Source organism: Streptomyces sp. NPDC042100 (assembly GCF_055582325.1).
This window is the reverse complement of the sequence record NZ_JBVJDK010000001.1, coordinates 633,720-647,353: the sequence shown is the minus strand read 5'-3', so window position 1 is coordinate 647,353 and position 13,634 is coordinate 633,720. Positions and strand designations below refer to the sequence as shown.

Here is a 13,634-nt window from a genome sequence, read left to right as displayed (position 1 = left end):
GTCACTTTTCCGTCACTGCGCGGCCGGAATCATGCCAGTCGCCTTCCGGTGCTGCATAGAGGTCAGACGACGGACGAGCAGGATCGCGAGGACGGCGGCGACGACGCCGAGGGCGTCACCGGCCAGGATCCAGCCCGTGCCCTCCACGAGGTCGGCCGTCGAGTCGGCCCTGTTGAAGATCGCGAAGCCGACCCGGGACGAGATCACCGTGGCGAGGAAGGACAGCCACCAGAAGTTGACCAGGACGAGCTCGCCGCCTCGGTCCGGGCCGTACGGCTCGGGCCGGGACGCCCGCCAGACGTCCACGATCAGGGCGCGCGGGAACCAGAAGAACACGATCGGGACGACCCAGCCCGCGATCATCCAGCCCTTCGCGCGGCCCTGGAGGTCGGCGGCCCACACCTCCGCGTTGCCCCGGATCCGGAACATCCAGACGATGAAGACCACGCCGGTGGCGACGAGCAGCAGGTTCTGCGCCGTCCAGGCCGCGGCCGCGGCCAGCGTCCCCGCGCACAAGGCCGGGTCGGGGTGGTCCGCCAGCGGGCCGGTGAGCTCGCCGCGCATGGCGCCGGTGGCGAAGAGGCTGAGGACGTTCGCGAGGACCGTCACGCCGAGCAGCGAGACGACGGCCCAGGACAGGCCGTTGGGATCGCGGAGCATGTGAAGCGGGATCCCCCCAGGGACGTGCGGCGCCCCTCCCCGAGGCGCCGGCGCGGCCGGACGGCCGCGACGGAGGAGACCGGCGTCCACGGGAAAACGCCTGATCGGCGCCGACGGGACCGGCCGGCCCCCGCCGGGACCGCCGGTCCCGGCGCCTCAGCGCACCTGGCCCGCCAGGGTCCGGAAGCGGTCCCAGGTCAGTGCCGGTTTCCTGGCGTCCCACAGCTTCTGCGCGGTGGCCGTCAGCGGCATCCGGATGCCGTCGGCGACCTGCGCCTGGGTCTGCGCGTTCGCCAGGTCGCACCAGACGGCGAAGCTGCCGCCGAGGATCTGCGGGTCGTAGCGGGCGGGCACCGGCGCGGTGCCGCGCAGGACGAGCGGGGTCCACTGCTCGTAGATGCGCCGGCCGGTGGGGTACGTGAAGTCGTTGGGCTGCCCGAGGACGTAGTAGAGGTACTCGTCGTTGTAGTTGAGCACCTTGCGGCCCGCGCTCAGATACGCGAGGGGCGGCCGGGCGCCGATCTCCTTGCCGGTCCAGTAGGCGACCTGGAGGTCCTTGTCCGCGCTGGTCACCCCGCCCGCGAAGAAACCGTCGTTCCAGGCGCGCAGGGCCTTGCCGGTCGGCCGGACCACCGCCGCGCGGGCGTTCAGCCAGCCGGTGGCGAGGTCCTGGACCCGGCCGGAGGCGCCGTACGCCGCGGTCGCCGCCCGGGCGAGCTGGGGGTAGGTGGCCTCGGGGTCCTTCGCCATGAGGGCCACGTACTCGTCGGCGCCGAGGTGCCAGTACGCGCCCGGGAAGAGGCCGGTGTACTCGCGCAGCAGCTCGTCGACGAGCTTTGCGGAGGCGGGCTTCGAGATGTCCACGGCCCCGCGCGGGGCGCGGCCGGTGGCGCTGACGAGCTGGAGGCCGGGGTGGGCGGCGATGACCGCGCCGAGGTGTCCGGGCGAGTCGATCTCGGGGACGACGGCGATGTGCAGGCTCGCCGCGAGGTCCACGATCCGGCGCACCTCGGCCTTGCTCAGGTGCTGGGCGGAGACGATCTCGGGGTGGCTGTCGGAGGCGATCCGGAAGCCCTGGTCGTCGGAGAAGTGCAGGCCCAGCTCGTTGAGCTTGAGGTCGGCCATCTCGCGGACGCGGGCCTCGATCCAGGCGGCGTCGAAGTACTTGCGGGCGATGTCGACCATCAGCCCCCGGCGCGGCTTCGCCGGGGCGTCGTCGATCACGCCCTCGGGTATCGCCCCGGTGGCGCGGACCGACTGCTTGAGGGTGCGGGTGCCGTAGAAGACCCCGGCCTGCCCCGGTCCGGTGATCCGGACCCCGCCGCCCTGGACGGCGAGCGTGTACGACTCGGCCCCGCCCTGCCCGCCGAGGGCGAGGGAGACGTCGCCGGGGCGGGCGGCGGCGGTGCCCCGGTACGGGATCCGCAGCTCGCCCGCGAGCAGCCGGGCCTCGTCGGCGAGGGCGGCCTCGTCCTTCGCGGCGACGACGACGCCGGTGTCCGGGCCGGGCTTCCAGCCGGGGCCGCGGGCCGCCCGGTGGGAGCCGACGGCGGGGATGGTGAGCGGGGCGGTGGAGAGCGGATAGCTCTGCGTGGGGGTGGGGGTCGGGCTCGGCGGGGGCGGCGGAGCCGCGGAGGCCGTCGTGGGGGCGGCGGCCGTGCCGCCGGTGCCGGAGGCGCTGGGCGGGCCGCCGCCGGAACCGCCCGAGCAGGCCGTCACGGTGGCCAGGGCCAGCGTGGCCGCCAGGAGTGCGGGGCCCCTGAGGGGCCCTCGTATGGAGTACCGCATCACTCGGAATCCTCCCTCACCACGTGATTCTCGGCATCTCGGACCTTCTGTCACCGCCCGAACCGAAACCACTCGTCCAGGTGAAATTCGCGCATCCGTCGGACACTTCCCCCTTCCCGTCGATAGCGTGCTGTCACATCCACCCCACGGCTTTCCCTAAGCTTTCCCAAGCCCGTGGACTACCCGTGGCGCCCTCTCACCACCCCTTCACCCTCTCCACTTTCTCCGCCCCCTCCACCCTCCTCACCCACCGCTCCCGGAGTCACCGCTGACCACTTCCAGCGACACTCACGCACCCTCCCGGACCCTGGGCTCCCCCGCCATGCCTGCCCAGGCGGCGCGCCACTGGCACCCCGCCGGTCTCCCCGGCTTCAACGCGGCCCCGCGCGCCCTCGCGGAGGGGCTGCTGCTGCGCTGCTGCGGCAGCCTCCGCTGGGCCGAACGGGTGGCCGCGCACCGCCCGTACCCGACCCTCGACGCGCTGCTCGCCGCCGCCGACGAGGCCGGCTACGACCTGGCGGTGGCCGATCTGGACGAGGCGCTCGGCCGCGAGACCCCGGCGCCGCCGCACCCGGACGCCCCGCCCGCCGCCCGGACGGCGCTGCGGGCCGCGCACGCCGCGTACGAGAGCGGCTTCGGGCACGCGTTCGTGATCAGCCTGGACGGGGTCCCCGCCGGCGAACGCCTCGACCGCGTCCTCGCCGGGATCCGGTCACGTCTCGGCAACGAAAGGGAGGAGGAGCGGGTCGTCGCCGCCGAGGAACTGCGCCGGCTCGCCCGCACCCGGCTCACCCGTTCGGTCGCCGGTGGGTGAGTTCGTCCGCGAACGCCCCGCGCTTCCGCCACAAGCATCCGAAATGCGGCGATTCGGGCTCCGCTGATAGTCCGTCCGTGCCTGTTTGATCACACCTACGGACCCCGCGCGAGCGAACCGACAAGTCGTCGCTACGATGACCGGGGCCGGTGGACCGTACCCGGCCGGGCCAGACCGACAGAGAAGCCGGCCGGCCCCGATCCCCGCTCCCGGAGGGTTTTTCCGTGCCGGCTGGAACGCTGTACCGCGGCCGGGAAGGAATGTGGTCCTGGGTGGCTCATCGAGTCACCGGCGTCCTCATCTTCTTCTTCCTGTTCGTACACGTCCTTGACACCGCTCTCGTCCGCGTCTCCCCCGAGGCGTACGACGATGTCGTGGCGACGTACAAGACACCGATCGTCGCACTCCTCGAGTACGGCCTGGTCGCCGCCATCCTCTTCCACGCGCTGAACGGTCTCCGTGTCATCGCCGTGGACTTCTGGTCCAAGGGCCCGCGCTACCAGAAGCAGATGCTCTGGACCGTCGTGGGCATCTGGGTCGTGCTGATGGCGGGCTCCCTGTACCCCGTCCTCGGCCACGCCGCACGTGAACTGTTCGGGAGCTGACTTCAGACATGTCTGCTGACACCACTTCCGCCATCGGTCCCGTCGAGGGCGCTGCCTACGACGTGGACAACCCGGCCCCGTACATCGAGGCCCCCCGCAAGCGCACGGGCAAGACCCCGAAGGCGACGCGCGGCAACTTCGAGATGGCCGCGTGGCTCTTCATGCGCCTCTCGGGCGTGGTCCTCGTCGTCCTGGTCCTCGGCCACCTGCTGATCCAGCTCTTCCTGGACGGCGGCGTCTCCAAGATCGGCTTCGCCTTCGTGGCCGGCCGCTGGGCGTCCCCGTTCTGGCAGGTCTGGGACCTGCTGATGCTGTGGCTCGCGATGCTGCACGGCGCCAACGGCCTCCGCACGGTCATCAACGACTACGCGGAGCGCGCCAACACGCGTCTGTGGCTGAAGGGCCTGCTGTACACCGCCACGGTGTTCACCATCCTTCTGGGCACGCTGGTGATCTTCACCTTCGACCCGAACATCCGCTAGGCACGGGGCTGAGGTAACCACGTCATGAAGATCCACAAGTACGACACCGTCATCGTCGGCGCCGGCGGCGCCGGCATGCGCGCCGCCATCGAGGCGACGAAGCGCAGCCGCACCGCCGTGCTGACGAAGCTCTACCCCACCCGCTCCCACACGGGCGCCGCGCAGGGCGGCATGGCCGCCGCGCTGGCCAACGTGGAGGAGGACAACTGGGAGTGGCACACCTTCGACACGGTCAAGGGCGGTGACTACCTGGTCGACCAGGACGCCGCCGAGATCCTGGCGAAGGAGGCCATCGACGCCGTCCTCGACCTGGAGAAGATGGGCCTGCCGTTCAACCGCACCCCGAACGGCACCATCGACCAGCGCCGCTTCGGCGGCCACTCCCGCAACCACGGCGAGGCCCCGGTCCGCCGGTCCTGCTACGCCGCGGACCGCACCGGCCACATGATCCTCCAGACGCTGTACCAGAACTGCGTCAAGGAGGGCGTGGAGTTCTTCAACGAGTTCTACGTCCTGGACCAGCTGATCGTCGAGGTCGACGGGGTCAAGCACTCCGCCGGTGTGGTCGCCTACGAGCTGGCCACCGGCGAGATCCACGTCTTCCAGGCGAAGGCCGTGATCTACGCGTCCGGCGGCACCGGCAAGTTCTTCAAGGTGACGTCCAACGCCCACACCCTGACCGGTGACGGCCAGGCCGCGTGCTACCGCCGCGGGCTGCCGCTGGAGGACATGGAGTTCTTCCAGTTCCACCCGACGGGCATCTGGCGCATGGGCATCCTGCTCACGGAGGGCGCCCGCGGTGAGGGCGGCATCCTGCGCAACAAGGACGGCGAGCGCTTCATGGAGAAGTACGCGCCGGTCATGAAGGACCTCGCGTCCCGTGACGTCGTCTCCCGCTCCATCTACACGGAGATCCGCGAGGGCCGCGGCTGCGGTCCCGAGGGCGACCACGTCTACCTGGACCTGACGCACCTCCCGCCGGAGCAGCTCGACGCCAAGCTGCCCGACATCACCGAGTTCGCGCGCACCTACCTCGGCATCGAGCCCTACACGGACCCGATCCCGATCCAGCCCACCGCGCACTACGCCATGGGCGGCATCCCGACCAACGTCGAGGGTGAGGTCCTGTCGGACAACACCACCGTCGTCCCGGGCCTGTACGCGGCCGGCGAGGTCGCCTGTGTCTCCGTGCACGGCGCCAACCGTCTCGGCACCAACTCGCTGCTCGACATCAACGTCTTCGGCAAGCGCTCCGGCATCGCCGCCGCCGAGTACTCCGCCAAGGCCGACTACGTCGAGCTGCCGGAGGACCCCGAGGCCTTCGTCGTCGCGCAGATCGAGAACCTGCGCAACTCCACGGGCCACGAGCGGGTCGCCGACCTGCGCCGTGAGCTCCAGGAGACGATGGACGCGAACGTGATGGTGTTCCGTACGGAGCAGACCATCAAGACGGCCGTCGAGAAGATCGCCGAGCTGCGCGAGCGCTACAAGAACGTGTCCATCCAGGACAAGGGCAAGCGCTTCAACACGGACCTGCTGGAGGCCATCGAGCTGGGCAACCTGCTCGAACTGGCCGAGGTCATGGCCGTCTCGGCGCTGGCGCGCAAGGAGTCCCGCGGCGGTCACTACCGCGAGGACTACCCGAACCGCGACGACGTCAACTTCATGCGTCACACCATGGCGTACCGCGAGGTCGGCGAGGACGGCGCCGAGGCCGTCCGTCTCGACTACAAGCCGGTCGTGACGACCCGCTACCAGCCGATGGAGCGTAAGTACTGATGGCTACCCCCGTACTGGACAAGGTCGAGGCGGAGTCCGCCGCCTCCCCGTACATCACGGTCACGATGCGGATCCGCCGCTTCAACCCCGAGGTGTCGGACGCCTCGGTCTGGGAGGACTTCCAGATCGAGATCGACCCGAAGGAGCGCGTGCTCGACGCCCTTCACAAGATCAAGTGGGATCTGGACGGCACGCTGACCTTCCGCCGGTCGTGCGCCCACGGCATCTGCGGCTCGGACGCGATGCGGATCAACGGCAAGAACAGGCTCGCCTGCAAGACGCTGATCAAGGACATCAACCCCGAGAAGCCGATCACGGTCGAGGCCATCAAGGGCCTCACCGTGATGAAGGACCTCGTGGTCGACATGGAGCCCTTCTTCCAGGCGTACCGGGACGTCATGCCGTTCCTGGTCACCAAGGGCAACGAGCCGACCCGCGAGCGCCTGCAGTCCGCCGAGGACCGCGAGCGCTTCGACGACACCACCAAGTGCATCCTGTGCGCCGCGTGCACGTCGTCCTGCCCGGTCTTCTGGAACGACGGCCAGTACTTCGGTCCGGCCGCGATCGTCAACGCGCACCGCTTCATCTTCGACTCGCGTGACGAGGCGGGCGAGCAGCGCCTGGAGATCCTGAACGACAAGGACGGCGTGTGGCGCTGCCGCACGACGTTCAACTGCACGGACGCCTGCCCGCGTGGCATCGAGGTCACGAAGGCGATCCAGGAAGTGAAGCGCGCGCTGATCACCCGCCGCTTCTGACCCCTGGGCACCGCTTGGCGGGAGAGCCCGCTTCTGTACGCTGCGACGTGCAGGAGCGGGCTTTTTCGTGTGTGGAGGACGGGGACTGATGAGCGAGCCGAACCCTTACAAGTCCGGGGAGTACGAGTGGGGCCCCGGGCAGCAGCAGCCGGCCGGGACGCCCGGGTACGGCTATCCCCAGCAGCCGACGCTGCCGGCGGGGGTGCCGGTGCCGCCGGCCGGGCCGCCGCAGCAGGTGCCGGGGCCGCAGCTCGTCCTGGGCGACATCACCGTCGTCGGGGACCAGATCATCACGCCGGCCGGGCCGATGCCGCTCAAGGGCGCCGCCTGGAACGTGATGGACATGTCGCGGACCGAGGAGAAGATCTCCACGACCGGCATCGTGCTGGCGGTCGTGTTCTTCGTCTTCTGCTTCCTGGGGCTGCTGTTCCTGCTGATGAAGGAGAAGAAGACCACCGGCTTCATCCAGGTCACCGTCACCAGCGGCGGGCGCTACCACTCGACGATGATCCCGGCGACCGCCCCGGAGACCCTGCACTGGGTGATGGGCCAGCTGAACTACGCGCGGTCGCTCAGCATGTGAGTCAGCCGTGCCAGGGCTCGACGCCCGTGTGCTCCTCGGCGACGAGCATGACACGCCGGAGCAGGTCGTTGAGCAGGGCGCGCTCCTCGGCGCTGAGGGCTCCGAGGACGCGGTACTCCTCGTGGCCGAGGACGTCCATGGCGCCGAGCCAGGTCGCCCGGCCCCGCTCGGTGAGCTCGACGACCACCCGGCGGCGGTCCCTCGTGGACGGGGTGCGGCGCACCAGGCCCCGCTTCTCCAGGGCGTCCAGCCGGCCGGTGACGGAGGCGGGGGCGAGGTCGAGGTCCTGGGCCAGCTCGGAGGGCGCCGCGCTGCCGCCGCGCCCGGCCAGCTTGTGCAGGGTGTCGAACTCGTGGCGCTCGAGGTCGAAGTCGGCCAGCGACTGCTCCCGCACCCGGCGCAGGTGGACCGAGAGCTTCTTCATCCGGGTGACCGCGCCTTCGACGACCGGGTCGAGCTCGGGCAGCACGGGCTGCCAGCGGGCCACGTGCTCGTCGGTCCAGTCGCGCCGTTCCTCGGTGGGTGCCATGGGGTGATCGTACGTCCGGGGCGGGGGCCCGGGGGGAGCGCGCACGGCAAAGTATTTCGTTGACGAATTATTCGTTACCGAAATACTCTCCTCGTCATGCCCGCACCCCGCACCGCCGCGCCCCCCGCCGCCCCCACTCCCCCCACTCCCCCGGCTCCCCACGCCGCCCCGCACCCGCTGCGCACCCGCTCCTTCCGGCTCCTCTTCACCGGCCGCGCGCTCTCCCTCCTCGGCGACGCCGCCATCCCCGCCGCCCTCGCCCTCGCCGTCCTGGAGGCCACCGGCTCCGCCTCCGCGCTCGCCCTCGTCCTGGCCTGCTCGATGGTGCCCAAGCTGCTCCTGCTGCCGCTCGGCGGCGTCGTCGCCGACCGCTTCGACGCCCGGCACATCGCCCTCACCACCGACCTCGTCCGCTGCGCCGCCCAGCTCCTCGTCGGCGTCGAGCTGCTCAGCGGCTCACCCACCCTCTGGCTGATCGCCGCCGTCGAGGTCGCGGGCGGCGCGGCCGGCGCCTTCGCGATGCCGACCGGCGCGCCGCTCGTCCGGGGCACCGTGGCCCCCGAGGCCCTCCAGCGGGCCAACGCGGCCATGGGCATCGCCCAGAGCGCCAGCCGCGTCGGCGGACCCGCCCTCGCCGGCACCCTGATCCTGACCGTGGGCCCCGGCTGGGCCTTCGTCCTCGACGCGGCGACCTTCGCGCTCAGCGCCGCGCTGCTCGCCGCCGTCCGCGTCGAGCGCGTCACCGTCCCCCGCGGCAGCCTGCTCGCCGATCTCCGGGAGGGCTGGCACGAGGTCCGCACCCGCGACTGGTACTGGACCAGCCTCATCGGCCACAGCGCCTGGAACGGCGCCGCCGCCGTCCTGATGACCCTCGGCCCGGCCATCGCCCTCGACCGGCTCGGCGGCCAGGGCGCCTGGGTGCTGCTGCTCCAGGCCGGCGCCGTCGGCCTGCTCCTCGGCTCACTCGCCGCCGACCGCTTCCGCCCCGCGCGCCCGGTCCTCGCCGCGAACCTCGGCCTCGCCACGTACGCCCTGCCCCTGGCCCTGCTCGCGGTGGCGGCGCCCGCGCCGCTCGTCATCGCCGCGTACGGGCTCGCCCAGGCCGGCCTCGGCTTCCTCAACCCGGTCTGGGAGACGGCCGTCCAACAGGCCGTGCCCGCCCACGCGCTGGCCCGCGTCACCTCGTACGACTGGCTGCTCTCGCTCGCCGCGATGCCGCTCGGCTACGCGCTGGCCCCGCTCGCCGCCGACGCCTGGGGGCCCGGCGTCCCGCTGCTGGCCGCCGCCGTCGTCGTGGCCGGCTGCTGCCTGGGCACGGGACTGGTGCCGGGTGTACGCCGGTTCAGGAGCGGCTGAGCGGGTCCGGCGACGGCCGCGGGCCGGGCGGGACTTCCGGACAGGCCCTAGGTCCGCCCCGGCTCGTCCGGCCCACTAGGCTCCCCCTGTGACGGACGCGAGAAACGAGCAGCAGGACACGTCCGCCGGCGTCCCGCCGGCGGAGAAGCCCGCGAAGGCGCCCAAGAGCGAACAGACCCGCGCGCTCATCCTGGAGACCGCGCTCCGGCTGTTCAAGGAGCGCGGTTACGACAAGACGACCATGCGGGCCATCGCCCAGGAGGCCGGGGTCTCCGTCGGCAACGCGTACTACTACTTCTCCTCCAAGGAGCACCTGGTCCAGGGCTTCTACGACCGGATCGCCCGGGAGCACCAGGAGGCCGTCGAGCACATCCTGACCAGCCGCGAGAAGGATCTGACGACGCGGATCCGCGGGGTGCTGCTGGGCTGGCTGGACATCGCCGCCCCGTACCACGAGTTCGCCGCGCAGTTCTTCAAGAACGCCGCCGACCCGGACAGCCCGCTCAGCCCCTTCTCGCCCGAGTCGGCGGGCCCGCGCGAGGCGGCGATCGACGTGCACCGGCGGGTGATCTCCGGCTCCTCGGTGAAGGTGGACCCCGAACTGGCGGAGGCCCTGCCGCAGTTGCTGTGGCTCCAGCAGATGGGCCTGGTGCTCTTCTGGGTGTACGACCGCTCCGAGGGCGCCGCCAACAGCCGGCGTCTCGTCGAGAAGCTCTGCCCGGTCACCGCGCGGGCTATCCAGCTCTCCCGCTTCCGGATCCTGCGCCCGCTGGTGAAGGAGACCCACGAGCTGCTCTCCGAGATGATGCCGACGGCCGCGGGGATGGCCGCCTCGGGCAAGCCGCGCCGGTCCGCCAAGTCCGGCTAGGGCCGCGCGGGTACGGCGGCCCCGGCGGCCGGCCGGTCAGCCGACGGCCCCCAGGATCGGGGCCCACGCCGGGCCGGTGAGCGCGGCGACGGCCTGCCCCTCGGTCAGCGGGGGCGCGGGGCGGGTCTTCTCGGGCATGGTGCTTCCGGTGCCGCCGCCGATGCTGTTCCACTGCGTCAACTGGAGCTGCGCCCCGGTCGACTTGAGGGTCAGGGTCATCGTCCAGCGGTGCGCGGTGCGGGGGCCCGCCGGGCGCTCGGCCACGGCCTCCTCCGTCATCAGCAGGGCCCCGCCGGGCAGCGCGGCGGAGCTCGGCAGCTCCTTCAGGACGCAGCTGTTCCCCTCGGGAACGGGCTTGGCGTCGCAGTCGAGTCCGTCGCCGTCGCGGAGCGGCAGCTTGAGCCGCATCGCCGAGACGCCGACCGCGGCGCGACCGTGCCCGTCGTCGACAACGAATCCGGCGTTGGCGACGAGTCCGGCGGACGGGTTCGACGGATCGTTGCCCTGACCGGTCACCGCGCTGAACCGGCCCCCGGGGAAGGTCGCTTCCAGGGCGCGGATCATCTGGTCGCCGCTGACCTCGGAGCGGGGCATGGCGAGGGCGACCATCGCGAGGTCGGACTCGGCGGCCCGGGCCCCGGCGAGGGCGCCGGGAAGGGTCAGCGCGGCGGCGGCGACGGCCGCGCAGGCACCCGTCCCGGCGACGAAGACGGCGGTACGGCGGCGGCGACGGCTGCGTCCGCGCGCGACGGCGCCGTCCATGAGGGCGGTGAGGTCGGGGTCGAGGGAGTCGGTCGTACGGTCCAGGGCACGGCTGAGTTCTGCTTCGAACGGCATGGTGGAGTCACCTTCGCTGACGTCGGAGAAGAGGGGGAGGGGCGAGGGGGAGAGGGGGAGAGGGGAGATGCGAGTGCCGGGCTGGGCCGGCCGCCCGGTGGCGCTCAGTGCGGGACCAGGTCGGAGAGGGTGTCGCCGAGCAGTCCGCGCACCCGCGCGAGGGCCCGGGTCCCCTGGGAGCGGACCGCGCCGCTGCTGAGCCGGAGCATCCGCGCTGTCTCCTCGACGCTGCGGTCCTCCCAGTAGCGCAGCAGGAGCACCGCCCGGTCGCGGGGCGGGAGCCGGCCGATCGCGTCGAGCAGGGTGAGGCGCAGCGCCGAGTCCGGGCCGGAGTCGGCCCGCTCGGGCAGCTCGCCCACCGGGCGCTCGGCGGTGCTGCGCCGGCGGCGCATGCTGAGGAAGGAGCGGACCAGGACGGTCTGCGCGTAGGCCGCGGGGCTGTCCGCCCGCGCCACCCGTTTCCAGTGCACGTAGACCCGGCTCAGCGTCTCCTGGACCAGGTCCTCGGCGAGGTGCGTGTCGCCGGCCGCGAGGACGTACGCCGAGCGGTACAGCGCCCGCGTCCGCTCGGCGACGAACCGCAGATAGGCGTCCTCCTGCTGTGCTGATGCCAATGGCTTCCCGCCCGTTCTTCCGGATCCGTGTGCGCGGGCGTTCCCGCGCACACCCTGTTGACTACGCGAGGCGGCGGGATGTCGCGCACGAGCGGGATCTTTTTCGGCGGGACCCCTTTCGGCGGGTACGGCTCAGGGCCCGTCCGTCGGACGGGCCCTGAGCCGTTGCCTGCGGGGCCGGAGGGTGCCGGCCCGGTGCGGGCTAGATCCAGCTGAGCTCCCACAGGCGCCAGATGCCGGTGCCGTCCGAGAGGAACTGCGAGCCGGTCACGTCCTCCGTGGACAGCACGTAGTCCTTCTTCTGCCACAGCGGCACCAGCGGCACCTCCTTGGCGACCTCGGCCTGGATGTCCCGGAAGTCGTTGGTGGCCCGCGAGCGGTCGCTGAACTGCTGCGTGGCGGCGATCAGGGAGTCGATCCGCGCGTTGGAGAAGGCGTTGTGCAGGGTGTTGTCGGTGCCGACGAGCGGGGCGGTGAAGCTGTCCGAGTCGGGGAAGTCGGGGAGCCAGCCGACGGTGTACGCGTCGTAGGCGCCCTTGGCGTACGCCTTCTGGAAGGACTGCCAGTCGACGGCGACGACCTCGACCTCGAACAGCCCGGTGTCCTCCAGCTGCTTCTTCAGCTGGGCGGCCTCGGCGTCGTAGGTGGCGTCCTTGCTGTGGCCCAGGGTGAACTTCACCGGGGTGTCCACGTTTGCCGCCCGCAGCAGGCGCGCGGCCTTGGCCTTGTCGGGCTCCGGGGTGACGTCGTAGAAGGCCGTGCTGTGCCCGACGAAGCCCTGCGGGATGAGGGAGTAGAGCGGCTCGACCGTGCCCTTGTACGTGTCGGTGGTGATGGCCGGGCGGTCCACGACGGCCGCGACGGCCTGCCGTATCGCCTTCTTGGCCATGACGGAGCCGGGCCGGACGTTGAAGTTCAGGTTGCGGATCTCGGCGCTGGCCGCCTCGGTGATCCGGGTGCCGTCCTTCGACGCGTCCTTCAACGAGTTGAGGAAGGCGGGCGGCATCTGCCGGTGCGTCACGGCGACCTCGCCGCCCTTCCAGGCGGCGGCGAGCTGCTCGGACTCCTTGAAGTACTTCACGACGACCGTGCGGCCGGTCTTGGTGATCGCGCCCTTGTAGTTCGGGTTCGGCTCCAGGCGGGCGCTCTCGCCCGGCTTGTACTCCTTGAGGACGTACGGCCCCGAGCCGTCCACCGTGGTGCCCGTGCGCAGCGACTTGGCCGGGTACGCGGAGCGGTCGACGATCGAGCCCGCGCCGGTCGCCAGCTTCAGCGGGAAGGTGGCGTCCCGGCCGCTGAGGTTGAAGGTGACCTTCTGGCCCTCGGCCACGACGCTCTTCAGCGTCGGGAAGAGCGGCTGCGGGCCGACGTCCGTCTTGATCCCGAGCATCCGCTCGAAGGAGAACTGCACGTCCGCGCCGGTGATCTTGCGCCCGTTGGCGAACTTCAGGTCGTCGCGGACCACGCACTGGTACGTCGTCAGCTTCGTGCCGACGAACTTGCAGCTCTCGGCCGCGTCCGGGACCGGCGTCGTGAAGCCCGGCTTGAAGGTCAGCAGCGACTGGAAGACGTTGCTGTACATCGCCCAGGAACCGGCGTCGTAGGCGCCGGCCGGGTCGAGTGAGGTCACCTTGTCGGTGGTGCCGACGGTGATCGGTGCGGTGCGCTCGTTGTCGGACGGCAGGAGTTGCCAGCCTCCGACTCCGGCGGCGACCAGAACTCCACAAGTGATCAGAATCCGCAGACGGACGGACGACCGCATGAGACGTGCTTCCTTTTTTTGTTCCCACCCCTGTCGCGGCGGCTCCTGGCCTGCCGCGATGCAGTCATCCCATCACACGCATTTCACAAGCGGAAGAGTAAACATTCACACGGCACGCATATGTCCGGGATGAGGGAAGTAAGGGACGGAGCGGTACGTATCCGTAACAGCGCGCTCGGTCACGTGTGTCCCGTTCCGC

Annotated in this window: 14 protein-coding genes; 8 read left to right on the top strand and 6 right to left on the bottom strand. The window is 71.4% G+C overall.

Going from position 1 to position 13,634, the window contains the following annotated elements:
- Positions 1–12: 12 nt before the first annotated feature.
- Positions 13–660: a DUF4328 domain-containing protein gene (locus ACZ6J5_RS03110; protein ID WP_469387002.1), complete on the bottom strand. Its 648-nt coding sequence runs from the start codon at positions 658–660 to the stop codon at positions 13–15.
- A 156-nt stretch (positions 661–816) separates the two neighbouring features.
- Positions 817–2,448, bottom strand: coding sequence for a beta-N-acetylhexosaminidase (locus ACZ6J5_RS03105; RefSeq protein ID WP_469387000.1), 1,632 nt, complete (start codon positions 2,446–2,448; stop codon positions 817–819).
- Positions 2,449–2,770: 322 nt separating this feature from the next.
- Here ACZ6J5_RS03105 and ACZ6J5_RS03100 point away from each other — a divergent pair, with 322 nt between their 5' ends.
- The 6 genes from ACZ6J5_RS03100 to ACZ6J5_RS03075 all read left to right on the top strand — a co-directional run bounded on the left by ACZ6J5_RS03100 (position 2,771) and on the right by ACZ6J5_RS03075 (position 7,469).
- A complete protein-coding gene (locus ACZ6J5_RS03100) occupies positions 2,771–3,262 on the top strand; it encodes a 2-oxo-4-hydroxy-4-carboxy-5-ureidoimidazoline decarboxylase (RefSeq protein WP_469386998.1) in 492 nt (163 codons plus the stop codon).
- Positions 3,263–3,486: 224 nt separating this feature from the next.
- The gene (gene sdhC, locus ACZ6J5_RS03095; RefSeq protein WP_123954581.1) at positions 3,487–3,867 is read left to right on the top strand and encodes a succinate dehydrogenase, cytochrome b556 subunit; all 381 of its coding nucleotides are present in this window, start codon (positions 3,487–3,489) and stop codon (positions 3,865–3,867) included.
- A gap of 8 nt (positions 3,868–3,875) precedes the next feature.
- Positions 3,876–4,349, top strand: coding sequence for a succinate dehydrogenase hydrophobic membrane anchor subunit (locus tag ACZ6J5_RS03090; protein ID WP_362484215.1), 474 nt, complete (start codon positions 3,876–3,878; stop codon positions 4,347–4,349).
- A gap of 24 nt (positions 4,350–4,373) precedes the next feature.
- Complete coding sequence (sdhA, locus tag ACZ6J5_RS03085) at positions 4,374–6,128, top strand: succinate dehydrogenase flavoprotein subunit (RefSeq protein ID WP_469386996.1); 1,755 nt, start codon at positions 4,374–4,376, stop codon at positions 6,126–6,128.
- Positions 6,128–6,886, top strand: a complete 759-nt coding sequence (locus tag ACZ6J5_RS03080; RefSeq protein ID WP_469386994.1) for a succinate dehydrogenase iron-sulfur subunit — start codon at positions 6,128–6,130, stop codon at positions 6,884–6,886. Before sdhA ends, ACZ6J5_RS03080 begins: the two co-directional genes overlap by 1 nt.
- Positions 6,887–6,974: 88 nt before the next feature.
- Positions 6,975–7,469, top strand: coding sequence for a hypothetical protein (locus ACZ6J5_RS03075; protein ID WP_469386992.1), 495 nt, complete (start codon positions 6,975–6,977; stop codon positions 7,467–7,469).
- Between the two features lies 1 nt (position 7,470).
- Here the strand turns inward: ACZ6J5_RS03075 and ACZ6J5_RS03070 are convergent, their stop codons facing one another.
- The gene (locus ACZ6J5_RS03070; RefSeq protein WP_469386990.1) at positions 7,471–7,998 is read right to left on the bottom strand and encodes a MarR family winged helix-turn-helix transcriptional regulator; all 528 of its coding nucleotides are present in this window, start codon (positions 7,996–7,998) and stop codon (positions 7,471–7,473) included.
- A gap of 96 nt (positions 7,999–8,094) precedes the next feature.
- Between ACZ6J5_RS03070 and ACZ6J5_RS03065 the strand changes: the two genes are divergently transcribed.
- Together ACZ6J5_RS03065 and ACZ6J5_RS03060 are read left to right on the top strand one after the other, a co-directional pair.
- Positions 8,095–9,354 carry an MFS transporter gene (locus tag ACZ6J5_RS03065; protein WP_469386988.1) on the top strand — a complete coding sequence of 420 codons (1,260 nt, stop codon included), beginning with the start codon at positions 8,095–8,097 and terminating at the stop codon, positions 9,352–9,354.
- Positions 9,355–9,442: 88 nt separating this feature from the next.
- A complete protein-coding gene (locus ACZ6J5_RS03060; RefSeq protein WP_469386986.1) occupies positions 9,443–10,222 on the top strand; it encodes a TetR/AcrR family transcriptional regulator in 780 nt (259 codons plus the stop codon).
- A gap of 36 nt (positions 10,223–10,258) precedes the next feature.
- Here the strand turns inward: ACZ6J5_RS03060 and ACZ6J5_RS03055 are convergent, their stop codons facing one another.
- The 3 genes from ACZ6J5_RS03055 to ACZ6J5_RS03045 all read right to left on the bottom strand — a co-directional run bounded on the left by ACZ6J5_RS03055 (position 10,259) and on the right by ACZ6J5_RS03045 (position 13,435).
- The gene (locus ACZ6J5_RS03055) at positions 10,259–11,059 is read right to left on the bottom strand and encodes a hypothetical protein (RefSeq protein ID WP_469386984.1); all 801 of its coding nucleotides are present in this window, start codon (positions 11,057–11,059) and stop codon (positions 10,259–10,261) included.
- A 104-nt stretch (positions 11,060–11,163) separates the two neighbouring features.
- The gene (locus ACZ6J5_RS03050) at positions 11,164–11,673 is read right to left on the bottom strand and encodes a SigE family RNA polymerase sigma factor (protein WP_469386982.1); all 510 of its coding nucleotides are present in this window, start codon (positions 11,671–11,673) and stop codon (positions 11,164–11,166) included.
- 202 nt (positions 11,674–11,875) lie between these two features.
- The gene (locus tag ACZ6J5_RS03045; protein WP_469386980.1) at positions 11,876–13,435 is read right to left on the bottom strand and encodes an ABC transporter substrate-binding protein; all 1,560 of its coding nucleotides are present in this window, start codon (positions 13,433–13,435) and stop codon (positions 11,876–11,878) included.
- Positions 13,436–13,634: the final 199 nt, after the last annotated feature.

What these genes read in the sequence shown, in the direction of transcription:
- ACZ6J5_RS03090 (WP_362484215.1), top strand. Translation starts at nt 3,876, where the DNA reads ATGTCTGCTGACACCACTTCCGCCATCGGTCCCGTCGAGGGCGCTGCC.
- ACZ6J5_RS03065 (WP_469386988.1), top strand. Translation starts at nt 8,095, where the DNA reads ATGCCCGCACCCCGCACCGCCGCGCCCCCCGCCGCCCCCACTCCCCCC.
- sdhA (WP_469386996.1), top strand. Translation starts at nt 4,374, where the DNA reads ATGAAGATCCACAAGTACGACACCGTCATCGTCGGCGCCGGCGGCGCC.
- ACZ6J5_RS03055 (WP_469386984.1), bottom strand. Translation starts at nt 11,059, where the DNA reads ATGCCGTTCGAAGCAGAACTCAGCCGTGCCCTGGACCGTACGACCGAC.
- ACZ6J5_RS03105 (WP_469387000.1), bottom strand. Translation starts at nt 2,448, where the DNA reads ATGCGGTACTCCATACGAGGGCCCCTCAGGGGCCCCGCACTCCTGGCG.
- ACZ6J5_RS03100 (WP_469386998.1), top strand. Translation starts at nt 2,771, where the DNA reads ATGCCTGCCCAGGCGGCGCGCCACTGGCACCCCGCCGGTCTCCCCGGC.
- ACZ6J5_RS03075 (WP_469386992.1), top strand. Translation starts at nt 6,975, where the DNA reads ATGAGCGAGCCGAACCCTTACAAGTCCGGGGAGTACGAGTGGGGCCCC.
- ACZ6J5_RS03045 (WP_469386980.1), bottom strand. Translation starts at nt 13,435, where the DNA reads ATGCGGTCGTCCGTCCGTCTGCGGATTCTGATCACTTGTGGAGTTCTG.
- ACZ6J5_RS03070 (WP_469386990.1), bottom strand. Translation starts at nt 7,998, where the DNA reads ATGGCACCCACCGAGGAACGGCGCGACTGGACCGACGAGCACGTGGCC.
- ACZ6J5_RS03110 (WP_469387002.1), bottom strand. Translation starts at nt 660, where the DNA reads ATGCTCCGCGATCCCAACGGCCTGTCCTGGGCCGTCGTCTCGCTGCTC.
- ACZ6J5_RS03080 (WP_469386994.1), top strand. Translation starts at nt 6,128, where the DNA reads ATGGCTACCCCCGTACTGGACAAGGTCGAGGCGGAGTCCGCCGCCTCC.